The organism is Shewanella khirikhana, assembly GCF_003957745.1.
In the GTDB taxonomy this organism is placed as follows: Bacteria; Pseudomonadota; Gammaproteobacteria; order Enterobacterales; family Shewanellaceae; genus Shewanella; species Shewanella khirikhana.
Genome location: NZ_CP020373.1, coordinates 4,676,924 through 4,700,530, shown reverse-complemented (window position 1 = coordinate 4,700,530; position 23,607 = coordinate 4,676,924). Strand labels below are relative to the sequence as shown.

Genomic DNA, 23,607 nt, shown 5'->3' with positions numbered 1-23,607 from the left:
TTGGCTTAATCCGCAGGGTTACAGCACCGCCTTGGTGTAGCGGGTCCAGGCGAGAATATGGCCCATCTGCGGCACTATCCACACCGCAGTATCCTTACCCTGCCACACGCGGTAGAAATACAGGGTATCGTCGCGGATATCGTGTTTGCGGATCTCACGGTAAAAATGCAGTGCCGAGTCACTGACATTGTCCGGTTTTTCCAGCGTTTTTTGCCGCACCTTCACCTGAAACACATCGGCATCAAAGCCGCCTATCCGGCTCTGGTACTGGATAAAGTCGCCCCGCAGCCGGTACTTGATGGGGGTGGTAATGCAGTTCTCATCGGTAATACAGGCCGACACATGGAACTGCCCGACGTCCGTCCCCTCATATACCAACGACAGGCTCAAATCCGCCCGCACCAGCAGTTCTCCGGCCACAGGGAAATACACATCGGCCTGGAAGTTATGCTCTTCAATCTCACCACTGCCCTGGGCGGCAGGAAGGATCACCTTATTGTAGCGGATCCGCTCTTCCATGCGCCGACTCAGCGGCAAAAACTCCGCCATACTGAGGCCCGCAGGCTCTTCACCTATGCTGGTGATATTGATGATGCGCTTGCCGGCGCAGTCCAGCGGCGACTCACCCGGACACACGGCAAAGGAGTAGTTGTGGCCATCGGTGGCGGCAAAGCCTGACAGGGCGCCATAACCACTGAGCTGATTACCTTCCGGCGCCAGATGGCGCTGCCACATCGACGGATGCAGCCTGTCGCTGTCGTCCAGATAAAACAGCGCCGCATTGGTGAGGCTGCCACCCACATTGAGAGGAATATTGCGATCCGAGTGCCAACGGCTGACCTCTTTCATCATCGCGTGGCGGTCACTCAGATACCAAAACAGCGCCAGTATGATGCCAAGCATCACTATGCCCGCCAGCTTGACCCGCAGCGACACCCCAATCAAGGCATCCTTGATGGCTTCGCCGTCGTGAAGCGCCAGCATATGCACATGGGACTGACGGGAAATATGCAGCTGATAACCACGGCGGGCCACGGTTTTCAGTTGCAGTTCGGGAAAGGGTTCGAGCTTCTTGCGCAGGGTGCTGACACATTGGGTCAGCGAGGTCATCGACACCACACGATCGGGCCAGCCAATGGCAAGCAAATCTTCTTTGCTGAGAATGGTTTCCGGGGACTCAAGCAAGGCCGCCAGCACCTGAGTTTCCGAGAACGTCAGGGGGATCTGGCTGTCGTCACGCTGATCCACCAGCACCTTGGCCGATGGCTCAAATATCAGGTATGGGGTCAGTTGATGCATAGCTTGTCCGAAACGCGGCCCCAAGGCAGGGCATTGCCGCCATTTTAACGGCCAGCCTCAAGCCAATGTGTGACCCCGAACCCAATCAAGTCTATGTATGGCAAACACTTTTGTTTATTTACGGCCGGATCACAGTTCCCGGCGCCCCAAGCCAATAAGTCCCAGCCGAAAAACCGTGGCCGCAGCGGCAAGCTGCAGGAACAGCGCCCACAGTGGCAATGCCCCAAACTCGCAAAAATCGCGAAACAGACTCAGCGGGTTGAAATACATCAGCCCTTCAAGCAAGGCTGCAGGAATGGCGCCGAGCAGCAGCGCCAGCAGCAGCGCCAAATCCCACAAAAACAGCAGCGCCCCCAACCAGGCCAGCCCCAAAAACAGCGCACTCTGGCTACTGGTACACCAGGCACTGATGGCAAGCGCAGTGAGGTGGCAGGCCAGGGTCAGCGCCGCGCCGCCAAGCCAGAGTCGCAGCAGTCCTGGGTAAAATTGAGCGGGCACGCCGTCACTGGCAAAACCATAAATCATCGCCGTCATCAGCGCCGCCAGGCTGATGGCAAGCAGCAATGGCAACACGCCGCCAAGCCACTTGCCAAGCAGCAGTTGAGTGTCTGTCAGCGGCTGGGTAAGCAGTAATCCCAGGGTGGCTGCTTCACGCTCGGCGGCAATGCCTTTAAACCCGGCCATCAGCGCCATCAGTGGCAGTGCCAGGCCCCACAGAGCACTCAGGGATTTAAGCGCCGCCATTGGCTCGGCAAGCAAACGGCTATCCGCTGAAAAGGATAAACAAACACTGAGCCCCAGCAGCAGCAACATCAGCGAACTGATGGCAAAAAGCCGCTGCCGGCTGGCCTGAAGCCATTCCAGCCGGGCAATAAACATCACCGGTGCCGCCCGGGAACCCTGAGGTGTTACCCAGCTTTGGCGCCGCTCCTGAATAAGCTCTGTCATCAGCCCATCTCCCCCATCGCCAAAGGTGCCATCAAGCGGCTGTAAGCCTGCCGCAAACCGCCCGATTGGCTCACAAATTCTTCAATGCAGCCAAACGCCTGCTGCTTGCCTGCGCCGATAAACAGCGCTTTGTTGCACCTGGGTTCAAGCAGCGCCAAATCATGGCTGCAAATCACCAGGCCGGTGCCGCCTCGCTTAAGCGCATCCAGCCGCTGATACATAAAATCGCAGGCGCCGGGGTCAAGCCCGGTGGTGGGTTCATCAAGCAGCAATAACCCGGGTTTGCCAAGGAGCGCCAAGGCCAGCGCCAGGCGCTGCAACTGCCCCTTCGACAGGCTCATACTCGGCTGATGCAAAATGGCTTGCAGCCTGAAGGCGTCGATAAGCTCATCAACCTCGGTTTTGGATGCACCTTTGGCACGGGCAAACAGCGACAACAACTCAGCGGCGCACAGCCTGGGGTAGAGCCTGCAATGCTCCGGCAGATAACCAACCCCGGCCATGCCACGCCGGGGCGTTTGCCCCAGCACCTGAAGACGGCCACTGGTTGGCGCAATCAGCCCCAGCAGCAGCTTTATCAGGGTGGATTTACCGGCGCCGTTATGACCAACGAGAGCCAGCAGTTCACCGGCCTCAAGGGTAAAGCTCACCCCGTCGAGGGCACTGGTCGCGCTGGCGCGGCGGGCCTTAAACAGCCGTGCCGTCAGGGACTGGCCGCGTGCTGGCCTGCAATAACCCAGTTGCTGCGCATCAATCAGCATGGCGATACTCCGTGACGGGAAGGGAAGATGGAGGCTGCTCATCATCATGTTGAACTTGAGCTTGAACTTGAGTATGCAAGGTCAGCGGCGGCGCGCTCATCAGCGGATAGGGGTCGGTCACTCCTTCTCCCCGCTCCAGCGCCAGCGCTTCGGACATGGACTTAAGCAGCATAACCAGTGGGCTTTGCATCAACCGTCTGGCTTCGGGGTAGATGAGAAACAGCCGATCGAAGCGATCGTTTGGCCGATAAGGCGCATCACCTATGCCATTGCCGTCGAGATCCAGACCCGAATGCCCACCCCAGAAATTGCCCCGCCCCTGCTCACTCCAGTCCATGGCGACTGTGCCCGTGTAGCGCAGCTCCTCGCCATTGCCCGCGATAACATTGCCATGAAAGCGGTTTGCCTCCGCCCCCATGGCAATGGCAACGCCGACATCGCCATCAATAAAGTGATTATTTTCAATCAGATTGTTTTTGGCATCGTAGATAAAAAGCCCCTTGCCGACACTGAAAATTTCCATGCTGGCGCCCAGGCTGGTTTCAGCTTTAGCCGTGCTGCCCTTCACCAGATTGCCGCGTACATGGGCGTCCTCGGTGACATTCAAAAGCACCCCAAAATCGACGGCGTTATGCACTGCGTTTTCGGCAAGTTGCAGCGCCTGTGAACTCATCAGCGCATAGCCACCGAGCACATCCTCAGCCCAATTGCGACTTATCCGCTCACCTCGGCTGTACATGGTGTGCACGGCGTATTGCAACGAATTCATACGGTTGGCAATCACTTCACTGCCCTGGGTGCTTTCAAGGTAAATGCCGTCACGCACCTCGCTGATGCGGTTATGGGCTATGCGCGCCCCCTTACCGCCTTTCAGATGAATGCCATCGCCCCTATCGAGCAGGTGCAAACTGGCATCACCGCGAATGCGGCTGTGGTGAACCTCAATAAAATCAGCATCTTCTGCATGAATACCGTAGCCTGCGGCCTCGATATTGAGATTGGCGAGCGTCACTCTATGGGCACCGGGCAGCAGTTGCACCGCAGCGTCACGACTCAGAAGCGAGCCGCCGACGCCGCGAAACTGGATGCCATCCAGGGTTATATCGCTCGCGGCGATAATGAGCCCCGAGCCGACACCGCCGCAGTCAAACAGCACCTTGCCCGGGGTTTGGGCGATAAGATCAATTGGGAAGTCGATGGTATCGCCGCAGGCGTAGCGGCCCTCATCAAGCAGCAGAGTTGCAGGCTTTTGCGCCAACATCACCCTGAAACTTGCCGGGGTGGCTGTGGGGATGCCTGAAGCCCTCTCGTCAGCGCTTAGGTAAAAAGGCAACAGCAGACCAAAGGACAAGCTCAGGCCAAGCGCCAACAAGCCCCCCTGCCGGGTTGCCATCTCAATCCTCGCCTTTGAGCAGCTCGAGGGTGATGTCATCGAAGCCAAGCACCCGGCCACCAAAGTCGGCGGCAAACTTCTCGGCCGCTTCACGGCTGGCAAAGGGCGCCACTGCCGGGCCCATAACCGCCTTCTTGCTGGTGCCATACACATAAAAGGCGCTCTTGGCGTCGATAAAAGTGCTGTCGTCCGGCGTTTCCCAGTTGGTTGCGCCCATGTCGTGGACAAACAACGCCAGGGTACGGCGGCCATTCTCAGGCTGCAGCACATAGTTGAACATGTCGCGGCTGGAGCAGAAACGCGGACGGGTCTCGCCGTCATTCAGTATCACCTGCCCCTTGGGGCCGGGGTACTTGGTGATCATCATGCCGCACAGGTGGCAGCGGTCATGGTCGTGCAATGGCTCGGGGCGCAGATCGGTGGCGGTGACATCAGAAAAACAGGCACTGAGCAAAGGGATAAGGGCAGCAATCAGCAGTTTTTTCATGGCTGGCTCCGGATGAAAGGGTTCCTTAAAAGCCGCCGCCCGACACGGAGATGAGATGGGGCGGCGGCCAGTTTTACAACGCAGACGTTAAGCGCTCTGTTTATCAGATCGCATAGCTTTGGCCCGCATACAGGATGAAGAGCCTGAGACACATCATGCCGCTGACCGCACACAGCCCACCCAGGTAAAACGCCTGGGCAGAGTGGCTGAAGCGTTTGCCGGTGGCGAAGTTAAGCAGCAGCGGCAGCACAAAGCCGACCCCAACCACACCAAGCCAGAACAGCATCGACCAGTCACCGCCGTTAAAGGCGGCAAAGGCCATCTGGGCACCGGCATTACCTGTGGCGAGCGACACTATGATCATGAACAGGAACAGGGCTTCGGCGGCCATAATCGGCCACTCGGCACCATGTAAGAGCTTCATGTCACTGCTGTGCAAATCTTCATTGAAGAAGCGCACCGCCACCATCTTGGCCGCCGCCGCACCCGCCGACAGACCGGATGCCACAAACAGCGCCGGCAGTACCGAGGTGTTGATGATGGGGAAGCGAATAAGCGCCGAGATCAGAAAGCCGGTGTAGGCACACACGGATACCGCGAGTACCAAGAGCGCGATTTCCATCGGCCGGCGCTGACCTTCAAGCCTGGCAGCAATGCCGGTGAGCATGGCGCCCATGGGCAGGTACTTAAGCTCTTCTTTCAGGGCAATCAAACACACCAACGCCAGCAGCGGCATATAGGCGCACAGGGCAATCACCCCGATGGACATGACCGAGTTCAGGTTGTAGAACACCAGAATTCGCCAGAAAAACAGCGGGTTGGTCAAATCCAGCACCAGACACAACATCCCCAGACCTATGGTGACCAGCGCGGTAATGCTGGCCGCCTTCAGCAGTGGCGTGTTGCCGCTCTGGCCCTTGTAGAGCCTAAGCCCCAGAGCAATGGTCAGGGCGCCACCGGAGATCCCGGCGAAAAACAGGTACACCGCGATGGGCCAGGGCCAGGCGACCCCTTCAGACAGCCCGAGGGTAAAAGCAATGCTTCCGTCCATGTCAGACTCCTGTTTTCACAATGGGGATGTAACGCAGGCTCGGCTCGGTGCCAAGGTGTGGCTTGATCCTGACCGAGTCTTTCACCGCCAGCAGCTTGCTGACGTAAGAGTCCGGGTCATTGATGTCGCCAAACACCAGCGCGTCGTGACGGCAGCTCTCCACGCAGGCGGGCAGCAGTCCTTTCGACAGGCGGCTTTCGAGGCAGAAGTCGCAGTTATCGGCCACCTTGGTTGCCGTGTTGATAAAGCGCGCGTTGTAGGGGCAGGCACCGATGCAATACTTGCAGCCGGCACACTTGCCTTCATCCATGGTGACCACGCCGGTAGCCGGGTCACGCATGGCGGCGCCGGTGGGGCATACGGTCACGCAGGGCGCGTCCTTACACTGCTGGCAGGACACCCGCACGAACTTGCGCTCGCAGTCACACTTGAGCTTGCCGCAGTGGGGGCAAGGCTTACCTTCCACCCGGCCGGACTGCTGCTCAAGCAACAGCCGCGACTGGCCTTCGGGCAAGCCATTAGCCTGATTGCAGGCAGTTTTACATTCGCCGCAGCCGACACACTTGTTCTGGTCGAACACCATTACGTAGTGCGGCTTGTGGCCGCCGGTTTCGGCGTCCTCGCGGCTGGTACATCCCATGGGCAGCAGGGCTGCCGAGCAGGCACCGATCAAAAACCGGCGCCGCGATAGATGTTCACTCACACATTCCTCCTCGGGTCATGGATTGACCCTGTTATCTTTCAGCCTGGCTTCGACACGAGCCTCGATACGGGCATCGACACGGGCAATTGCGCGTTCTATGGCCTCGCGCCTGGTTTCCCCTACGTTGCTGTCCAGCAGCCATTGCCACTGCCCTCGGGCGGCACTGAAGGCACCGGCCTGATAAAAGGCGGTGGCCAGCAGCAGGCGGCTTTGCAAATCAAAGGGGTCGATAGCCAGGGCGCGGGCGATAAGCCCAGAGCTGGTTTGGCTTAAGATGCGGCCATCACGGTAGTAGAGTGCCTCGGCTTCGCGGGTGAAAAGTTCGCTCTTTTCCCCTTCAAGCAAACGCACTTGCTGCCACAGACTCGCGGCCTCACTGTAGCGGCTGCCCTCGCTGTAAAGTCCGGCGAGCTTTCGCATCACTACGACATCGCCGGGCCGGGCTTCCAGCTCGCGGCGCGCCTCTGTGATACGGCCAGCCAGCTGATAGTCGATACGCTCATCTACTCTTGCCGTTTGCCACTGCCCAAAGGCCCCCTGCCCGGCGTACATGGCTGCCGCCAGCGGCAGCAACAGGCACACCAGGGAGATGGGCAGCCAGGCGTCGGTGGCCTCGCCCCCGGCGCTGGCACGCAGATGACCGAATGCCAGCGCGGCAGGGACCAGCAAACTTATGGCGATGAGCACTATCAGCAGCGTCATGACAACATCCTTCGGGTTACCAAACTCAATGACTCATCCGCGCCTCAGTGACCCATGCCCATCATGGCGCCGTGGTCACCCTTGCCAGGCTGTTCGACTTTGACCAGTTCAAGTTCGAACATCACCGCTGCCTCGGGCGGAATGACTCCGGCACCGTCCTTGCCGTAGGCGAGGTCGGCGGGGATCAGGATTTTCGCCTTGCCGCCTTCGCGCAGCTGACGGATACCCTGCTCGAGCCCCGGGATCACCGTCATCAGCGCAAAGCGTGCCGGGGTGTCGCCGGTGTTCTCAAACTCCCTGCCGTCGCTTAAGGTGCCGCGGTATTTCACTGTGACCACATCCTCAGGCTTGGGCTGCTCACCCTTACCTTCGCTGAGCATCTCCAGCTGCACCCCAGACTCCAGGGTGGTGACCTTAGCGTTGCTTGCGTTGGAGGCCAAAAACGCCTCGCTGCGGGCCTTTTGCTCGGCGGCAAGCTCGGCCAGTTTGGCGTCACGGGCAGTGTTCAGCCGCTCGGCTCTGTCGTTCAAAAGGCCAACAATGACGTCATCGCTGAGTTTGCTTTGGTTTTTGAGGGCATCGACGAAGCCTTCAATCACCTTGGCCACCTCGGCGTTTTCACCAAGTTCGGCATGTTGATAGAGCTGATTGGACACATAGCTGCCCACAGAGGCGCCCAGCGCATAGGACTCATCCGCAGGGGCATCGGCGGCAGCAACAGACAGTGAAAGACACACTCCAGACAGGGCCAGGGTGAGGGTTTTAAATTTGAACTGGATTGATTTCATTACTACTTTCTCCAAAAGCAAAAAGGGGATCAGGGCTTTTCCACCGGCCTGCCGGAAATGCGCCAGCCATAGACCCCGTCAGGCATCTGGCGCACATCTGTGTAGCCAAGCTTCATCACTTCCCGCGCAGCCAGCACGCTGGCGGTGCACAGGCGGTTGGCGCAATAGAACACCAGAGTGGCGCTCTTGTTTGCGGGCAGCAGCTTCTGCCAGTCGCGCACGTTGAAAAACACGGCGCCGGGCAGGTAGCCATCGGCCCAGATTTCCAGGGTGTTCACATCGAAGAAGTGCACATTGGGCTGACCGAGCAGTGACTCGGCCTCCATCATGGAGATCTGGTTAAGCTCGGCCTCGTAGCGCACTGCGGGTTTAAGCTCGCCGCCACCGCCTGCCTGACACTCACTGGTCAGGACAAAGGGGGCGCCAAGCGCCAGCAGCGCCGGCCACAGATACAGGCTTGGGTTTCGCATCAGCATCCTCTCTTGCTGCCCCCGACCTTAGCCGGGGGCCTTGGGTATTACAGGGTTTTGGCGGTAGTGCCGCTGGCATCCAGAATGTTCTGGGCCTGGGTGACGTAGGTCAGGGCCGCATCCAGACGTTTCTGGATATAGCGTGGGCCGTGAACACCCCATGAACCGTCTTTACGGACCATGTCGACGGTATCGCGGGCCTTGTCGGTCAGCAGCAATACCTGGGTCTTGTCATCCACGTTCAGCACAGTCACTTCCATCAGTTTGTCGATGCGTACCAGTGCCTGTTCCACCTTCTCGAACACCTCTTTCACCGGGGTCTGCCACTTCATCACTTCGCCGTAGATTTCCATCTGGTCTTCGAAGTGCAGGCCAACTTCCAGCTCAGACTGGAACTGGCTGTGACAGCCCTTGCCTTCCACCACTGAGTGGTCGGAAATCGCAGTACGGGCACAGCTCCACATCAGGTCGAGGTAGCCATGGCCGTTCTCGTCCTGGGCCACAGTCCAGCCCTTGGTGGTGGATTCCCGTGGCTTGCCTTCCGGTGGGTTGAGGGTCTTGCGGTCAGGGCTCACGTCAATCTTCCACAGGTGAGACTTACGCACCGCATCGAAACCGGCCTGATCCGGATACTGAATGGCGGTGAAGTTCTCACAGCTGCCCATGTTGGGCATGTGACAGCTGGTACAGGTGCTGTTGCTGTGGGTGTCGGTGTTTTTGGCCACTTCCGCCTGCACTGTGTGACAGTCGGTACATTCTTTCTTGAGGGTTGGCTTGGTGAAGCCTGACTGCCAATCGTTGCCGGTCACTTCGTGAGGGTCGTGACAGGTAGCGCAGCGCATGCCCTTGTCGTAGTGAGCCGACATGAACATTTGCGAGCCTTCGGTACCACAGGATGGACAGGCCGACTTCATCTTCACGTTGAAGGCGTACTCCATCTTTTCCTTGCCCTGTGGGGTGTCTGCCAGTTCATCGATAAAGTTGAACCGCTGGTGACAACGTTCACAGTTGGATGGCATACCGCCGCCCACACCGCCGTCGAGGTGACCACCGGCGCCGTGACACTCTTCACAGGCGATACCTTTACTGATGGTGTGTTCCTGCAGCTTCTTGGGGTCGCCCAGGGCGCTTAAGAATTCATCCTTGCTCTGGAAGTCAAACTTAAAGGTATGGCACACCTCGCAGTAGGAACTGGCAGGCTGGAACAGGAAGTCTTTTTCGTACTTGGCACCATAGGAGGTCATGCCCCACTGGTGGGAGCCACTGGCGCCAAAGTCCTTCATTTCGGTTGGGAAGCCAGGAATCGCCTTGTTGATTTTCTTGGCCATTTCCGGGGTCAGCCATTCGGCCCAGCCACGGGAAAACTGGTTACCGCCCGCCACCAGGGTGCCGGTGCCGTCTTTGAGCAGACCATCTTTGATGTGGTAGCTGCCGCGCACCAGATAGCTGTCGATAAAGCCGTACTTGGTACGTGGTGTACCCACGGTGGCGTAAATGGCTTCGGCGGTCACGCCATCAGGCAGGATAGATGCCTCTGAGCCATACATTTTTTGCTTGAGGTCGTTATCCACCTCAGGGTGATCGCCCGGGAAGCGGATAGTCTTGGCGTGACGGGAGCGTTTCCACTTCTCGTACTGCACCGCGTGACACTCACCGCACTTCTCGGGGCCAACAAACTTGTTGGGATAATCAAGAATCGACTTGGCACCCAAACGGTATTGCACCGCCATTGGGCGGCCAACGCGCTCACTGTATTTCTGGCTATTGCCCTGATCGAGGTATTCTTCACCCCGGTCAGAAATACGGTAGGTCCCCTTGATACGGCCTTCTTCGGCGTACTTGAATACAGGGTGGTTCTGGAACAGGAAGTCAAACAGCTCTTTTTCCTGAACAATGTAGTCCTGCAGGGTTTTCACGCCCTTGCTTTCTTCGGTCAGATCCGGATTGGCAATGACCTTCTGGGCAGACTTGCCCATGTTCTTATTGCCATAGCCCGGGTCCCCTTCAGAGGCCGCAACGGCAGCGCCGGATAAGGCGACGCTACCCAGGCTTAACAGCACTGACAGTGCCGTCCTGGATTTCCATGGTTTCATCACACTCTCCTCTCATCATCTTTGTTTGTTTTCTTGCCGCCCCGGCGCACTTGCCAGAGCGGTCAACGACTTGAGCGAGGCCATAATGAGTGGGAGTGAAGGGAAAAAATCTGCGCTGGCGCACACTGGAAAACGGCTTATATCTCAGGAATTGTCAAAAAGGTAAATTTCATTATTTTTCTTAATGTTAGCTGCAGCAGGATCACATCAATTCAGATGTAAAAATGCCTTTTTTGAGTTCTCAAAACTTATGAATACCCCCTTGAAAACTGAAAAAAAACACAGCCGATTTCGCCCTTGAGAGGGATCACATTTCCCCCGACGATTTGCCGTTAAGGTGCCCTCACCTGCAAACACCAGAGCACCTTTATGCTTGCCGAAATCGGACACTATCTGCTTATTCTCGCCACTACAGTGGGGCTGGGAGGCGGCTGCCTGATGGTCAGTGGCCAATGGCAACCCAGATACACCCGCTACTTATGTCAGCTGTCCCAGACGCTGGCCTGGATGGGTGCGACGCTGTGGCTGGGTGCCATGCTGATATTGGCGCTGTGCTTCCTCACAGATGACTTTTCGGTGGCCTATGTGGCCAACCATTCCAACTCTGGGCTGCCACCGGTTTTCAAGGTGGCAGCACTTTGGGGCAGCCATGAGGGCTCACTGCTGCTATGGGCTGGCTTGCTTGGGCTGTTTGCGGTGATGTTTTTCAAATCCCAGCCAGGGTTGGGGCTAAGCCAATGGCTGCTGGCCGGTTTCGGCCTGGTGATAGTGTTTTCGGCCAACCCCTTTGCCCGATTACTGCCGGGGGTGCCAGCCGAAGGCCGTGACCTTAACCCGGTATTGCAGGATATAGGGCTGATTTTGCACCCGCCGATGCTGTTTATCGGTTATGTGTTTTTATGCCTGATTTTTGTGGCCGTGCTGGCCGCGCTTTGGCAACCACCCACGGCGGCGCAGCAGCCAGCGGCACGCAAACAACTGCGTACCCTGACCCTGCTTGGCTGGCTGTTTTTGACCGGTGGCAATGTGCTGGGGTCCTGGTGGGCCTATAACGAGCTTGGCTGGGGCGGTTGGTGGTTTTGGGATCCGGTTGAAAACGCAGCCTTTATCCCCTGGCTGCTGACCACTGCGCTGCTGCACAGCCTTTGTGGCAAGGGCGTATCTGTAACCGGACGCGCTATTCAGCTGCTGGCCATTGCCGCCTTTGGTACCTGTTTGCTGGGCAGCTTTTTGGTGCGCTCCGGCATAGTGCAATCTGTGCATGCCTTTGCCAGCTCCCCGGAGCGCGGTACGAGTCTGCTGGCGCTGATTGGCGCCTGTCTCATACCTGCACTGTGGTTATTTGCCCTGCGCCATTCTGGCTATCAATCCGGTCATCAATCCGGGCAAGCCGCGAACCGGCAATCGCTGACCTTGACCCTCGGCATCGTCAGCCTCAGCACAGCGGCGCTGACCGTACTGCTTGGCACCCTGTATCCGCTGCTTTATGAACTGAGCGGCCTTGGCAAAATTTCCGTGGGCGCCCCCTACTTCAACAGTGTGTTTGTGCCGCTGGTGTGGCTGGCGGCCCTGCTGATGGGCTGGCGCTGGTTTGGCTCGGCATCCCAGCGATGGCTGGCCGCCGCACTGGCGATGCTCTTGCCGCTTGGCTTGATAGCCACTGAGCGGCCGGACTCTGATATCTGGGCGCTGCTTGGCATGAGCGCCGCCTGCTGGCTAATCCTTGCCGAGCTGTCGTTGTGGCGCCAGGCCCGCAAACGCCCGGGCTCCCGGGCGCGACTGGCCCACATTGGCGTAGCTATCAGCATCCTTGGCGCCACCTTTGTCAGTCAGTACGAAACCGAAGCCGTGCTGCGAATGGGGCCGGACACAGGCAAAACCATCACCAGTCTGGGCGGCGACTACAGCTTTGTTTACCGCGAAACCGCCCGGGTGGAAACCCGCGCCTTCCAAGCCATTGAAGGCCAAATTGAGCTGCTCAATGCCGAAGGCGAGCGCATCCTGTGGCTGCTGCCACAGCGTCAAAGCTTCAAAAGCAATGGCATGGAAATGTCCCAGGCAGGCATCAGCCATGGTCTGTGGCAGGACTTTTATGTGTCCATGGGGCAGAAACTCGATGAAAACACCTATCTCATCCGCCTGTCCATCAAGCCGCTGGTGAGCTGGATATGGCTGGGCGGCGCCTTGATGATGCTGGCGGTACTGCTGCCAGTTCTGATCAGGTGTCTGGCGCTTGCCGGCCGGCGAGTCACCGCAGGCGCAAAGGGCTGCTCAGCGCGCCCTTCAACACAGGCCGTGCACTCTTCACCACCAGCCATATCCGGGGAGGTTTTATGAAGTTGCTGTTTTTGCCGCTGATGTTATTCATGTTGCTGGCAATGGCGCCGCAGCAAAGCGCCTGTGCCGCCCAGGGCCATGCTGTGGCCAGCTCAAAGGGTACAGATAGGCTCAGCCTCGCCATGGATATCGCCAAAGAACTGCGCTGCCCCATGGCCACCAATCAGAATCTGTTTGAGTCGGAAACCGCTATTGCCAGCGAACTCAAGGCACAGATTTACCTGATGCTGGAACAGGGTCAGAGCCGCGAGCAAATTCTCGATTTTATGACCCAAAGATACGGTGAGCAGATCCGTTATCAGCCCAAACTCACCCTCGGCACAGCGCTGCTGTGGGGCGCGCCTGTGCTGCTGTTTTTGGGGCTGATATTACTGGCCCTGAGGCCCAACTTCACCCGGCTCACCCGAACCCAATAAGGAACAACTATGCGTATCTTGCTGATTATTCTGAGCCTGTTTGGCAGCGCGGCCATGGCTGCCGGAAACCTGCAACACAAGGCCTATGACACAGGCGAGCCGCTGGCCAAGCCCATGGTGATGACAGGGTTTGTGGAACTCAGCCGTGCCCGCAGCATCCCGGATATTCGCTTTGCCGATATCGATGGCAACGCCAAACGCCTGGATGAGCATCAGGGTAAACTGGTGGTGCTGAACCTGTGGGCCAGTTGGTGTGCCCCCTGCCTTCGGGAAATGCCGGCGCTGCAGGCGCTGCAAACCCAGCTCATCGATGCGCCCATCGAAATAGTGCCGCTGTCGCTGGATGAAGATCCGTCCGGCATTCCGGCCTTTTTGAGCCGCCATGGGCTGGAGCAATATCAAAGCTGGTTCGACCCACAGTTGAAGGTGGAGGCCATCATGCCCGCCAACGTGGTACCGGCAACCTATGTATTTGATGGTGAAGGAAACCTTGTGGGCTTTGTCCGAGGTTTCCTTGACTGGAGCGATAAGGAGTCCGAGGCGTTTTTGCGCGCGCTCGGCCACAAGTATACCGGCGAGCAACTACAAACCCTGATGGAAACCCCTTCCGTCTAAAAACTGGTTCCCTGCAAACCACCCTGCTAGGCAAGAGTCTTTTCGGGTTCCTCCACCCAAAGAGTGTTGTGCCCCTTTCCCGCCATGCACGCCGACTTTCCGGCGGGAAAGGCTTTTTCTAAATCTCTGGATATCGCGCTTTGCGCGCCTCGGTGTAATCCCACCATGGCCTGGGGTCATCCCCCTCACTGAAAGCCACCAACGACATAAACACATCAAGTACACAAGGATCGTGCCGCTGCCCTGTGAGGTCGCACAGCCGCAAATACAACATCAGCGGATCTTGCCCCTTCAGCTCATCATGGTGATGAATTCCCAGTAATACCAAATCTTTGGCAGTGGCTGGCCCCACATTGGGCAAGTCGGTGAGCTTATTCAGCTTGTTACGGTCGACCTTGGCGGGATGCATTCGGGCTCCTTGGTTGGGTTGAATGGGTTTTGCCTCGGGCGAGGCAATTCTTTATCATCCCGAGTCTCACGTAATTTCCGCAAAAAGGCGAGCCATGAAACTGACCATGCTGACACCGGCACTCTATGAAAAACTGTACCGGGACATTCACGAATTCCGCACCACCTTCGATTTACCGGTGGAAGACGGCGCCAGCCTGGATGACAAGGCCGACACCCTGCACTCTTCGCTGATTATCGAAGAGCTGACCGAGCTTGCCGAAGCCGACAGCAAAGTCGAGCAGGCCGATGCCATTGTGGACAGCGTCTATGTACTTATGGGCCGCGCGGTGCATTTGGGTGCCAAAAGCGCCGATGCCCATCTGGAAATCAGCTACTTTATTGATGTGCTGCTGCACGTGGCGGCAAACCGTGGCATCAACTTTGAAGTCTGCTGGGATGAAGTGCACTCGAGCAATATGAGCAAGGTGTGCCGCACCGAGGCTGAGCTTAACGACACCATCGCCCACTATGCCAAGCAGGGTGTGGAGATTGTTGGCAGCCGCCAGGGCGATTTCTTAATTGCCAAATGCGCCAAAGATGTTGAGCTGGAAGGCAAAACCGTACGTCAGGGTAAGGTGCTCAAATCCGTTTATTACCGCCCGGCCAACCTGGCCGCGCTGGTGTAATCAGCCTTAGACATAAACACAAAAAGCAGGCCAAGGCCTGCTTTTTGTCTCTTGAGTTCAGTGTCAGAACTTTACCAGAGTGCCTTTCAGCGCCACGCCGGCCATAATGTTACCGGCACCGCACTCATACTCGGTGTCGCTGACAAAATCGCGTTTCTTATACCAGGACTGGATATTCACCACCGCATCCATGCCTTCACGTTGGGCACGTTCCTGCAGGGCTTTAAGCGCACTCAGCATTACCCATTCACAGGCTTCCTGATCCGATTTGCCAAAGGCATTGGTCTTTTTGTTGCTGACCACTTCGCCATAGCTGGTCTTCACTTCCGGGTGAGTTTGGCTGCCAAAATACAAAGGCACATCCAATAGCGCCTCTTTGGCTTTGCTGCTCGCCAGCAGGGGTTCAATGGGGTATTGACCAATAGAGTCCCGAGCCTGGGCAGAGCCCACAACGCCAGCGGCAAGCAGTGCCAGCACAATCACTTTCTTCATCTAAATTTCCCTATAACAGACAGCGGATACGCAATTATTTTGCTAAACCGCATCATGATAACGCCATCGCGGTGGATTTTGACAACAGAAACCACTGAGGAGCCAATATTTTTAAACGTTCATCATGCGGTTAAATCGCTGATTTATCGCTTTATTTGCCTTGCTGCTTGCGGGCGCCTTTCAATTGGCCACAGAAGAACTAGGCTTATTTCAATAACCCTTAATCAACCCATGCACTATGCGAACCCTTGCCCTGCTGCTGACCCTGCTATCCCTGCCCTGTGCGGCGCAGTGGTTCCCACTGGAAATGATGGTCGATGGCAGCCCTGCCCAGTTCCAGCCTCCCAGGACGGCCAGTAAGCCCTGGCGTCTGTGTGCCCTCCTGCCCCATGGCAAAGATCATTACTGGTGGGGCGTTGCCTGGGGCTTGTCGGAGGAAGCGAAACGCCTCGGCGTGGAAATCGGCATTTACGATGCCGGTGGCTACGACAAGCTGGCGGTACAAAAACAGCAGCTGCGCGACTGCCATAAACTCAAGGCCGATGCTTATATCATCGCCGCCATTTCCGCCGATGGCCTCAACGCCGAAGCGGCGCTGCTGAATGCCGATGGCATTCCGGTAATCGATCTGGTCAATGGCATGAGCACAGATAAGGTCAGCAGTCGCTCGCTGGTGCATTTTTCGGATATGACCAGGGCCGCTGTGGAATTTATGCTGGCACAGGACACTCAGGGTGAGCGGGATCTGGGCTGGTTCCCCGGGCCGGAAGGCGCCGCCTGGGTCACAGACGCTGAAAACGGCCTGGAAGCCGCGCTGGAAGGTCAGCAATTTACCCTGTACCACGGCGGCTACGGGGTTACCGAAACCTTTGTACAGGCCGATTTGGTTCGCAAAATGGTGGGCAGCCGTCACCCCAACTACATCATCGCCAACGCGGTGGCCGCCACAGTGGCCAGCAAGTACTTTACCGATGGCAAGCGCGGTAAAACCAAGGTGATTTCCTTTTATTCAAACCCGCAAACCATTGAGCTTATTCGCGATGGCGCCCTGCAGGCGACAGTCACCGACTCGCCGGTGCTGCAGGCCAGGGTGTCGGTGGATTTGGCCGTGAAATGGCTGGAAGACGGCTACGCACCGGCATTGGTCAGCCCCATTATCGAGGTGCTGACGCCGGAGAATGTGAAAGATGCAGATCTGGAGCGAACGCTACCGCCGGACAATCAGTGGATGATCCACCAGCCACTGAGCCCGGTAGGCGCGGCTACAGCGCAGATATTCCGTAATCTGCACCCAGCGCCAAAAAGAGAGTAAGTCCGGCGTAGTTGTTGTTCAAAAACGCCTTGAAGCAATCGGCGCGGTCGCGGCCGTGGATAAGCCGCTGTTGGTACACCGAAAAGCCGATAAAGGTGGCAATGCCCAGGGCATAGAGCAGGCCACGATCGGCGCTCCAGCCCGCCGCGATAAAACAGCCAAGGGCAGCAAGCTGAAATAAACCAATGATTTCTCTGTCAAAACGGCCGAACAAAATCGCCGTCGACTTGATACCAACCTTAAGGTCATCATCCCGATCAACCATGGCATACATGGTATCGTAGGCCACTGTCCAAAACCAGTTCGCGGCAAAAAGCCACCAGGCAGACGCAGGCACTTCACCGGTCTGGGCGGCATAGGCCATGGGAATCGACCAGCTCCACACCACCCCCAGGAACATCTGCGGCATATTGGTCCAGCGCTTGGTGAAGGGGTAAATCACGGTGAGGATAATGCCCACCACCGACAGCTTCACCACCAGCGGATTGAGCATCAACACCAGCCCAAAGGCAAACAGCCCCAGCGCCACAAACAGAATAATCGCCTCACGCACCGAGACTTCACCGCTGGCCAGCGGACGGCTCTTGGTGCGGGCCACATGGCCATCGAGATCCCTGTCGGCATAGTCATTGATAATGCAGCCGCAGGCGCGCATCACCACCACTCCAATCACAAACACCAGCAGCACCTTGATGTCGGGCATGCCACCGGCCGCCAGCAGCAGTGCCATCAGGCAGGGCCAAAGCAGCAGCAGAGTGCCGATCGGGCGGTCGAGCCGCATCAGGCGGGAGTAAGCATCCCATTTTTGCGCAAGTTTGCTCATGTGACTTCCTTTTGGGTTTCGCGCCCGATTATGCCAAAGGCCGTGACGACCTTAAATCAGATATTTTCCAGCTTGGCGTAACTGACCACCAGCCACTTGCTGCCGAAGTCATCGAAATGCACCTGTACCCGCGCTTGGGGGCCGCTGCCTTCGTAGTTGGTGACAGTGCCGTCGCCAAACTTGAAGTGTCTGACCCGGCCGCTCACTCTGAGGCCCGAATCGTTGAACGACTGCTGAGCATGGGCAAAACGGTTGGCCGCCATCGGCGCCGACACCTGAGCCTTGAGGCGAATTTCCTCCACATACTGCGGTGGAATTTCGCGGATAAAGCGCGAGGGACGGGCGTAATCTTCGCGGCCATAAATACGACGCGACTCGGCGTAGGTGATGTAGAGCTTATCCATGGCGCGGGTCATACCCACGTAACACAGGCGCCGCTCTTCTTCGAGCCTGTCGCCTTCTTCCAGCGCCAGTTTGCTTGGGAAAATCCCTTCTTCCACCCCGGCCATAAACACCAGCGGGAACTCCAGGCCCTTGGCGGAGTGCAGCGTCATCAGTTGCACCGCATCCGTATGGGCATCGGCCTGACCTTCACCGGCTTCCAGCGCCGCATGGGACAGGAAGGCGTCCAGCTCTGGCATGTCATCCAGCTCTTCGGGCATCTCAAAACTGCGGGCGGCAGTGACCAATTCTTCAAGGTTTTCTACCCGCGCCTGGGCATTTTCACCCTTTTCAGCCTCGTACATAGCCTTAAGGCCCGAGTGCTGAATAACATGGTCAGCCACCCGGTAGAGCGGCAGCTCGTCGGTGTCGTTTCGCAGCTGCACTATCAAATCCAAAAAGCCCTTCACCGCATTGGCGGCGCGGCCAGACAACACCTTTTCTTCCATCAGTCGCAGACTGGTCTGCCACAGGGTCAGCTGCTCTTTACGGGCGGTTGAGCGCAAGATATCCATGGTGCGCTCGCCTATGCCACGGGCGGGGGTGTTGACCACACGCTCAAACGCAGCATCGTCATCGCGGTTGGAGATAAGCCGCAGATAGCCCATGGCGTCTTTGATTTCCTGACGCTCGAAGAAGCGCAGGCCGCCATAGATACGATAAGGTAAGCCTTTGTGCAACAAGGCTTCTTCCAATACCCGTGACTGGGCATTGGAGCGGTAGAGAATGGCGCACTCGCCCAGCATGCCGCCCTTGTCCTGCCAGTCACTGATGCGGCCAACAATAAAGCGCGCCTCATCCATTTCGTTGAAGGCGCAGTAAAGGGAAATCGGCTCGCCGTCTTTGTCTTCGGTCCACAGCTCCTTGCCCATACGATCGGGGTTATTGGCAATCAACTCGTTGGAGGCTTTGAGGATATTGCCGGTGGAGCGGTAGTTTTGCTCAAGACGTATAGTCTGGGCGCTGGGGAAATCTTTTAAGAAGCGATGCAGGTTTTCCACCTGGGCGCCACGCCAGCCGTAAATCGACTGATCGTCGTCCCCTACAATCATCACATGGCCGCTGTTGCCCGCCAGCACCCGGATCCAGGCGTATTGAATGGCGTTGGTATCCTGAAACTCGTCCACCAGAATATGGCGGAAGCGGTCCTGATAATGGGCCAGCAGATGGGGCTTATTGAGCCAGAGTTCGTGGGCGCGCAGCAGGATTTCGGCAAAATCCACCAAACCGGCTCTGTCACAGCTGTCCTGATAGATGCGATACAGCTCCAGCAGCTTTTGCTCCATCGGGAAGGGACCGGCGTCGATATGAGCGGGTCTTAAGCCCTGATCTTTTTTGCCGTTGATGTAGCCCGCCACCAGCCTGGGCGGATACTGTTTTTCATCCAGATTCAGGCTCTTGAGGATGCGCTTAAGCAGCCGCTGCTGATCGTCGGAATCCATGATCTGGAAACTTTGTGGCAATCCGGCGTCCTGCCAGTGGGTACGCAGCAGGCGGTGAGCCAGGCCGTGGAAAGTACCAATCCACATACGGCCAGTGTTGTGACCGACAATTTTTTCCACCCGCTCACGCATTTCGGCGGCGGCCTTGTTGGTAAAGGTCACAGCGAGAATGGAATAAGGACTCTGGTTTTCAACCTGCAACAGCCAGGCAATCCTGTGGGTCAATACCCGGGTCTTGCCACTGCCTGCACCGGCCAACACCAGCATGCTGGATTGGGGCGCGGCCACCGCTTCACGCTGTTTATCGTTCAGGCCATCCAGTAAAAAAGAAACGTCCATTTCTGCCTCCCAAAAGTCGAGGCGGCATTATAACAGAAGCATTCCGGCATGGGGCGTCGCCGCACAATCCATTACTGGGCAAATCGCCGACGAGTGATTAAGATACAATTGTGCAATTCTGATACAGCCAAATTCGACTCCATGATTTATACACTGCAGCCACTGACACTGGACGTCCAAGGACGCAGCCTGACCTGCCATGGTCAGAAGCTTCATTGTGACGAACGTACCCTGCTGTTGATGCAACTGCTGATCGAGCGCTTTCCGGAGCCGGTGGATCAGCAAATGTTGCTCGACACCCTTTGGCCCAACACAGTGGTCAGCAGCTGGTCGGTTGCCCGGCTGATCTCCGACACCCGCAAATTGTTCAAAGATGCCGGGGTGACCGAAAGCGTTATTCAAACTCTGCACGGCCGTGGCTATCGGCTCGAGCCCGACCTGGCCGCCCGGCTGCAAACAGCCCCGCAGCAAGAGACCGCCGCAACAACACAGACGCATCCAGCCACTAAACGCCGCGCCCATCCGCTGCTATGGGCAGCCCTTGCAGCCACAGTGCTGCTGGCAGGGGTGTGGCAGTATCTTAGCCAAAATCCGCAAACCCTGCTTATCGGCGAGCCCGCGGACGTGAAAGGCAGGCTGCTGTGGGTGGATGACCACCCCAGCAATAATCAGGCTGAAATCACCAGCCTGAAAAAACGCAATATCGCGGTATACACCACCACCAGCACCGACGAGGCGCTGATGCTGCTGTCGATGTATCGCTACGATGTGATTATCTCAGACATGGGCCGCGGCGAAGATTCGCTGGCCGGACTCAAGCTGGTACAGAGCCTGCGCCAAAGCGGCGACGCAACGCCATTTTTCCTCTATACCATTTTGCCCTCTGATGCCCAGCGGCAGCTGGTACTGGAACACGGTGCCCAGGGGGTGGCCGTGGACGAAGAGGCGCTGTTTGCGCTGCTGGATGGCGTAAGCTGGGGAGTTAAATCCACCGATAAAACCCCGCCAGCCGCTTCGTTGGCGCAGCAACAGTAAAATCTAATCGATTGATTTATTTAGTTTTCAAATAAATTCAAAACATTTCACACCCACTTTTGGCCATTTGGCGCTACAACTTTGCTATCCAAAAGTATGCGACTCAGGGTCGGATAACTGCGGAAAGGGAAAAGGGGAAATTCCCCTTACAATGGCGCCCAATTGGTCGGGGCTTTGGAGTCGAGCCTGGCACCGGCCATGGTCAAGGATGACCGGGGCGCCGCCACCCAGTTACAGGTGCAATCAAGGCGCGAAAGGAGGAGTCGCCTGAAGGGAGGGAAATCCATGTTACTTGCCATCCTGCTTGCCATCTTCATTGTCACCAGTCTGTATCTGCTGTTTCATCTACGGGAGTAACCCCAGCCTGCGAGCTTCCCGTGAGCAGCCGCGACAAGCTGCCTGAGCGCCGCCAGCCAGACGCCTGACCAGAACCCAGCCGCTTGACGGCGGACTGAAATTTGCGCACCTTGACCGATACCTGTTACGCCCAAGGAAAGGTCATACGTGAAACCCCAAGCCCGAATTCTGCTTCTCAGCGCTCTGCTCTGTGCCGAGTCACTTGGCAGTGCCTTTGCTGGCCAAACTGCCGCGCCCTTCGATTTTGAACATGCCAATGTTGCCTCGCTGCTGAATGCCCAGCAGCAGGGCACCTTGTCTGCCGCCGACATCAGTCGGCACTATTTGGATGTGATTGCCGCTAAAAACCCCCAATACCGAGCGGTAATCGCCCTGGCGCCCGATGTTACCGCCCAGGCACAACGACTGGATGCCGCCCGGGTACAAGGTAAACCCATGGGGGCGCTGCATGGCATTCCTGTACTGATAAAAGACAACATAGACACTGCCGATGGCATGGCCAATACCGCCGGCAGCGTGCTGCTGGCCAACAACTACCCCACTCAGGATGCGCCGCTTATCCAAAAACTCAGGGCCGAAGGTGCCATTATTCTTGGCAAAACCAACCTCAGTGAATGGGCCAACTTTCGCTCCACCCGCAGCCTCAGCGGCTGGAGCAGCCTCGGTGGCCAAACCGGTAACGCCCACGACCCCAGCCGCAGTCCCTGTGGCTCAAGTTCCGGCTCTGCCGCCGCGGTGGCACTGGGAATGGCGCCGCTGGCCATAGGCACAGAAACCGATGGCTCCATCACCTGCCCTGCGGCCATGAACGGCGTAGTAGGTATCAAGCCAACTCTGGGATGGGTCAGCCAGCAGGGGATTATTCCCATCTCGGCGCTGCAGGATACCGCTGGCCCCATGGCCAACTCGGTAGCCGATGCCGCCATCCTGCTTGAGGTGATTTCGGGTCGTACAGTGAAGGTGCCCGCCGCCGAGCTTAAGGGCCTGCGCCTTGGTGTGGTGGCCAATCTGATGGGCTACAGCCCCCGTACCGATGCCGCCTTTGCTGCCAGCCTTGAAAAGTTGCAGGCATCAGGCGTCACCCTGGTCGATGGCCTTGAGCTTGAGGGGCTGGGTGAAATGGGCGAGCTTGAGTTTCAGTTACTGCTGTGGGACTTCAAAGATGCCATTGCCGAGTACCTGGCAGGCACAGCGCTGCCGCAAAAAAGCCTTGCGGATCTGATTGTTGCCAATAACAACAATGCCCAGAAGGCGATGCCGCTGTTCGGTCAGGAACTGTTTGAAATGAGTGATGCTTCCAAAGGTCGCGCCGAGTCTGAGTTTGCGGCGGCGCGCACACGGGCGCAGGAACTGGCGGGCAAGTTGGGGATCGATAAGCTGCTTGCGGCGCATAAGCTCGATGCCCTTATCGCCCCCACCACAGGGCCCGGCTGGAAAATCGATGAACTCAACGGTGACCATTATGGCGGCAGTGCAAGCAGCCCGGCAGCCGTGGCGGGTTATCCCCATATCACCATTCCCATGGCCAAAACCGGTGGTATGCCGCTGGGATTGTCACTCTTTGCCGGTAAAGACAGTGACGCCCGTTTAATTGGCATAGCAGCGGCGCTGGAGCCCTTGCTGCAAAGCAAATCGCATTAAAACAAAAAGAGGGCCAAGGCCCTCTTTTTTATTCAGACACAAGCAGTGATTACTGGTTGTTCTTGGCGCGTTCCGCCTGCAGGTTACGCTTGAACTCTTCGGCCAGGGCATCCAGTTTTGGCATGACCTGCAGCATCAGCCCCATGGTCATCTGCATCGACTCCTGGGTCATGGCCGGCATCTTTTTCACCATGGATTGACCGGTTTCACTCTGATAAAAAGCCAGCATGTCGCTGATTTCTTTCTCGGTTAAGTTTTTCACGTAGATATCAATCATCGGGCCTTTGAGCTTATCCCAGCCCATTTCCTCACCCATCATCTTGACTACCTTGGCGTTGAAATCCGCCAGCAACGGCCGCTCGCTTTCTTTCACCTGCAGCTGCGCCTGCATCTGGTTCATCATGCCTTCCATCTGGCCATAGATGGCATCCATCAAGGCATCGGCATTCATGGCAACCAGCAGCTCTTCAACCTGGGCACGGCGTTCGGCTTCACCGGCAAATACCGGAGCACTCAGGAGGCTTGCGCCGATCAGGATGGACATCAGTGTCTTTTTCATATGGCTTTCCTTGTTATGATTCAGGCC

Annotated in this window: 24 protein-coding genes; 8 read left to right on the top strand and 16 right to left on the bottom strand. The window is 57.4% G+C overall.

The genetic code is table 11. The features are described 5' to 3' along the window. Positions 1 to 18: 18 nt before the first annotated feature. From STH12_RS20605 to STH12_RS20555, 11 genes are all read right to left on the bottom strand, one after another. A complete protein-coding gene (locus tag STH12_RS20605) occupies positions 19 to 1,299 on the bottom strand; it encodes a winged helix-turn-helix domain-containing protein (protein WP_126169277.1) in 1,281 nt (426 codons plus the stop codon). A 129-nt stretch (positions 1,300 to 1,428) separates the two neighbouring features. Continuing rightward, positions 1,429 to 2,247, bottom strand: coding sequence for an ABC transporter permease (locus tag STH12_RS20600; RefSeq protein ID WP_126169276.1), 819 nt, complete (start codon positions 2,245 to 2,247; stop codon positions 1,429 to 1,431). Then, positions 2,247 to 3,008 (bottom strand): ATP-binding cassette domain-containing protein, encoded by a 762-nt coding sequence (locus STH12_RS20595; RefSeq protein ID WP_164551269.1) that lies wholly within the window; start codon positions 3,006 to 3,008, stop codon positions 2,247 to 2,249. Before STH12_RS20595 ends, STH12_RS20600 begins: the two co-directional genes overlap by 1 nt. Next, entirely contained in the window at positions 2,998 to 4,401 is a 1,404-nt protein-coding gene (gene nosD / locus STH12_RS20590) for a nitrous oxide reductase family maturation protein NosD (protein ID WP_164551268.1), read from the bottom strand. The genes STH12_RS20595 and nosD overlap by 11 nt, the downstream gene beginning before the upstream one ends. A gap of 1 nt (position 4,402) precedes the next feature. After that, positions 4,403 to 4,888, bottom strand: a complete 486-nt coding sequence (locus tag STH12_RS20585; RefSeq protein ID WP_126169273.1) for a nitrous oxide reductase accessory protein NosL — start codon at positions 4,886 to 4,888, stop codon at positions 4,403 to 4,405. A gap of 103 nt (positions 4,889 to 4,991) precedes the next feature. Continuing rightward, the gene (nrfD, locus tag STH12_RS20580; RefSeq protein ID WP_126169272.1) at positions 4,992 to 5,939 is read right to left on the bottom strand and encodes an NrfD/PsrC family molybdoenzyme membrane anchor subunit; all 948 of its coding nucleotides are present in this window, start codon (positions 5,937 to 5,939) and stop codon (positions 4,992 to 4,994) included. A 1-nt stretch (position 5,940) separates the two neighbouring features. Then, positions 5,941 to 6,642: a 4Fe-4S dicluster domain-containing protein gene (locus tag STH12_RS20575; protein WP_126169271.1), complete on the bottom strand. Its 702-nt coding sequence runs from the start codon at positions 6,640 to 6,642 to the stop codon at positions 5,941 to 5,943. Positions 6,643 to 6,657: 15 nt separating this feature from the next. Continuing rightward, positions 6,658 to 7,344, bottom strand: coding sequence for a tetratricopeptide repeat protein (locus tag STH12_RS20570; protein ID WP_126169270.1), 687 nt, complete (start codon positions 7,342 to 7,344; stop codon positions 6,658 to 6,660). 44 nt (positions 7,345 to 7,388) lie between these two features. Further along, entirely contained in the window at positions 7,389 to 8,132 is a 744-nt protein-coding gene (locus STH12_RS20565) for an FKBP-type peptidyl-prolyl cis-trans isomerase (protein ID WP_126169269.1), read from the bottom strand. 29 nt (positions 8,133 to 8,161) lie between these two features. After that, positions 8,162 to 8,602, bottom strand: a complete 441-nt coding sequence (locus STH12_RS20560; protein ID WP_126169268.1) for a rhodanese-like domain-containing protein — start codon at positions 8,600 to 8,602, stop codon at positions 8,162 to 8,164. Positions 8,603 to 8,649: 47 nt separating this feature from the next. After that, positions 8,650 to 10,695 (bottom strand): cytochrome c3 family protein, encoded by a 2,046-nt coding sequence (locus tag STH12_RS20555; protein ID WP_126169267.1) that lies wholly within the window; start codon positions 10,693 to 10,695, stop codon positions 8,650 to 8,652. A gap of 369 nt (positions 10,696 to 11,064) precedes the next feature. On the opposite strand from STH12_RS20555, the gene STH12_RS20550 reads away from it, so the two are divergent. The 3 genes from STH12_RS20550 to STH12_RS20540 are packed head-to-tail and all read left to right on the top strand — an operon-like array spanning position 11,065 to position 14,063. Then, positions 11,065 to 13,032 (top strand): heme lyase CcmF/NrfE family subunit, encoded by a 1,968-nt coding sequence (locus STH12_RS20550; RefSeq protein ID WP_126169266.1) that lies wholly within the window; start codon positions 11,065 to 11,067, stop codon positions 13,030 to 13,032. Then, the gene (locus tag STH12_RS20545; RefSeq protein WP_126169265.1) at positions 13,029 to 13,448 is read left to right on the top strand and encodes a cytochrome c-type biogenesis protein; all 420 of its coding nucleotides are present in this window, start codon (positions 13,029 to 13,031) and stop codon (positions 13,446 to 13,448) included. Before STH12_RS20550 ends, STH12_RS20545 begins: the two co-directional genes overlap by 4 nt. Positions 13,449 to 13,457: 9 nt before the next feature. Continuing rightward, positions 13,458 to 14,063, top strand: a complete 606-nt coding sequence (locus tag STH12_RS20540; protein ID WP_126169264.1) for a TlpA family protein disulfide reductase — start codon at positions 13,458 to 13,460, stop codon at positions 14,061 to 14,063. A 118-nt stretch (positions 14,064 to 14,181) separates the two neighbouring features. Here the strand turns inward: STH12_RS20540 and STH12_RS20535 are convergent, their stop codons facing one another. Then, positions 14,182 to 14,472, bottom strand: a complete 291-nt coding sequence (locus STH12_RS20535; protein ID WP_126169263.1) for a helix-hairpin-helix domain-containing protein — start codon at positions 14,470 to 14,472, stop codon at positions 14,182 to 14,184. A gap of 94 nt (positions 14,473 to 14,566) precedes the next feature. Here STH12_RS20535 and STH12_RS20530 point away from each other — a divergent pair, with 94 nt between their 5' ends. After that, the gene (locus STH12_RS20530; RefSeq protein ID WP_126169262.1) at positions 14,567 to 15,139 is read left to right on the top strand and encodes a nucleoside triphosphate pyrophosphohydrolase family protein; all 573 of its coding nucleotides are present in this window, start codon (positions 14,567 to 14,569) and stop codon (positions 15,137 to 15,139) included. 63 nt (positions 15,140 to 15,202) lie between these two features. Here STH12_RS20530 and STH12_RS20525 read toward each other — a convergent pair whose 3' ends face one another. Beyond that, entirely contained in the window at positions 15,203 to 15,631 is a 429-nt protein-coding gene (locus STH12_RS20525; RefSeq protein ID WP_126169261.1) for an excinuclease ABC subunit A, read from the bottom strand. Positions 15,632 to 15,869: 238 nt separating this feature from the next. Here STH12_RS20525 and torT point away from each other — a divergent pair, with 238 nt between their 5' ends. Further along, positions 15,870 to 16,943 carry a TMAO reductase system periplasmic protein TorT gene (torT, locus tag STH12_RS20520; RefSeq protein ID WP_126169260.1) on the top strand — a complete coding sequence of 358 codons (1,074 nt, stop codon included), beginning with the start codon at positions 15,870 to 15,872 and terminating at the stop codon, positions 16,941 to 16,943. On the opposite strand, the gene ubiA is transcribed toward torT, so the two are convergent. Together ubiA and uvrD are read right to left on the bottom strand one after the other, a co-directional pair. Next, entirely contained in the window at positions 16,894 to 17,766 is an 873-nt protein-coding gene (gene ubiA, locus STH12_RS20515; protein WP_126169259.1) for a 4-hydroxybenzoate octaprenyltransferase, read from the bottom strand. The genes torT and ubiA overlap by 50 nt on opposite strands. Before the next feature lie 56 nt (positions 17,767 to 17,822). Continuing rightward, positions 17,823 to 19,988, bottom strand: a complete 2,166-nt coding sequence (gene uvrD, locus STH12_RS20510; RefSeq protein WP_126169258.1) for a DNA helicase II — start codon at positions 19,986 to 19,988, stop codon at positions 17,823 to 17,825. Between the two features lie 141 nt (positions 19,989 to 20,129). Here uvrD and STH12_RS20505 point away from each other — a divergent pair, with 141 nt between their 5' ends. The 3 genes from STH12_RS20505 to STH12_RS20500 all read left to right on the top strand — a co-directional run bounded on the left by STH12_RS20505 (position 20,130) and on the right by STH12_RS20500 (position 23,021). Beyond that, a complete protein-coding gene (locus STH12_RS20505) occupies positions 20,130 to 21,023 on the top strand; it encodes a winged helix-turn-helix domain-containing protein (RefSeq protein WP_126169257.1) in 894 nt (297 codons plus the stop codon). 198 nt (positions 21,024 to 21,221) lie between these two features. Continuing rightward, positions 21,222 to 21,380 carry a hypothetical protein gene (locus tag STH12_RS21480; protein WP_164551267.1) on the top strand — a complete coding sequence of 53 codons (159 nt, stop codon included), beginning with the start codon at positions 21,222 to 21,224 and terminating at the stop codon, positions 21,378 to 21,380. A gap of 147 nt (positions 21,381 to 21,527) precedes the next feature. Further along, entirely contained in the window at positions 21,528 to 23,021 is a 1,494-nt protein-coding gene (locus STH12_RS20500; RefSeq protein WP_164551266.1) for an amidase, read from the top strand. Positions 23,022 to 23,070: 49 nt separating this feature from the next. Here STH12_RS20500 and STH12_RS20495 read toward each other — a convergent pair whose 3' ends face one another. Next, positions 23,071 to 23,580, bottom strand: a complete 510-nt coding sequence (locus STH12_RS20495; protein ID WP_126169255.1) for a DUF2059 domain-containing protein — start codon at positions 23,578 to 23,580, stop codon at positions 23,071 to 23,073. Positions 23,581 to 23,607 lie beyond the last annotated feature (27 nt).

Coding starts and splice junctions, on each gene's coding strand:
- STH12_RS20565 (WP_126169269.1), bottom strand. CDS start 8,132: ATGAAATCAATCCAGTTCAAATTTAAAACCCTCACCCTGGCCCTGTCT.
- STH12_RS20570 (WP_126169270.1), bottom strand. CDS start 7,344: ATGACGCTGCTGATAGTGCTCATCGCCATAAGTTTGCTGGTCCCTGCC.
- nosD (WP_164551268.1), bottom strand. CDS start 4,401: ATGGCAACCCGGCAGGGGGGCTTGTTGGCGCTTGGCCTGAGCTTGTCC.
- uvrD (WP_126169258.1), bottom strand. CDS start 19,988: ATGGACGTTTCTTTTTTACTGGATGGCCTGAACGATAAACAGCGTGAA.
- STH12_RS20600 (WP_126169276.1), bottom strand. CDS start 2,247: ATGACAGAGCTTATTCAGGAGCGGCGCCAAAGCTGGGTAACACCTCAG.
- STH12_RS20495 (WP_126169255.1), bottom strand. CDS start 23,580: ATGAAAAAGACACTGATGTCCATCCTGATCGGCGCAAGCCTCCTGAGT.
- STH12_RS20555 (WP_126169267.1), bottom strand. CDS start 10,695: ATGAAACCATGGAAATCCAGGACGGCACTGTCAGTGCTGTTAAGCCTG.
- STH12_RS20550 (WP_126169266.1), top strand. CDS start 11,065: ATGCTTGCCGAAATCGGACACTATCTGCTTATTCTCGCCACTACAGTG.
- STH12_RS20545 (WP_126169265.1), top strand. CDS start 13,029: ATGAAGTTGCTGTTTTTGCCGCTGATGTTATTCATGTTGCTGGCAATG.
- STH12_RS21480 (WP_164551267.1), top strand. CDS start 21,222: ATGGTCAAGGATGACCGGGGCGCCGCCACCCAGTTACAGGTGCAATCA.
- STH12_RS20595 (WP_164551269.1), bottom strand. CDS start 3,008: ATGCTGATTGATGCGCAGCAACTGGGTTATTGCAGGCCAGCACGCGGC.
- STH12_RS20505 (WP_126169257.1), top strand. CDS start 20,130: ATGATTTATACACTGCAGCCACTGACACTGGACGTCCAAGGACGCAGC.
- ubiA (WP_126169259.1), bottom strand. CDS start 17,766: ATGAGCAAACTTGCGCAAAAATGGGATGCTTACTCCCGCCTGATGCGG.
- STH12_RS20535 (WP_126169263.1), bottom strand. CDS start 14,472: ATGCATCCCGCCAAGGTCGACCGTAACAAGCTGAATAAGCTCACCGAC.
- torT (WP_126169260.1), top strand. CDS start 15,870: ATGCGAACCCTTGCCCTGCTGCTGACCCTGCTATCCCTGCCCTGTGCG.
- STH12_RS20560 (WP_126169268.1), bottom strand. CDS start 8,602: ATGCGAAACCCAAGCCTGTATCTGTGGCCGGCGCTGCTGGCGCTTGGC.
- STH12_RS20530 (WP_126169262.1), top strand. CDS start 14,567: ATGAAACTGACCATGCTGACACCGGCACTCTATGAAAAACTGTACCGG.
- STH12_RS20540 (WP_126169264.1), top strand. CDS start 13,458: ATGCGTATCTTGCTGATTATTCTGAGCCTGTTTGGCAGCGCGGCCATG.
- STH12_RS20585 (WP_126169273.1), bottom strand. CDS start 4,888: ATGAAAAAACTGCTGATTGCTGCCCTTATCCCTTTGCTCAGTGCCTGT.
- STH12_RS20605 (WP_126169277.1), bottom strand. CDS start 1,299: ATGCATCAACTGACCCCATACCTGATATTTGAGCCATCGGCCAAGGTG.
- STH12_RS20525 (WP_126169261.1), bottom strand. CDS start 15,631: ATGAAGAAAGTGATTGTGCTGGCACTGCTTGCCGCTGGCGTTGTGGGC.
- nrfD (WP_126169272.1), bottom strand. CDS start 5,939: ATGGACGGAAGCATTGCTTTTACCCTCGGGCTGTCTGAAGGGGTCGCC.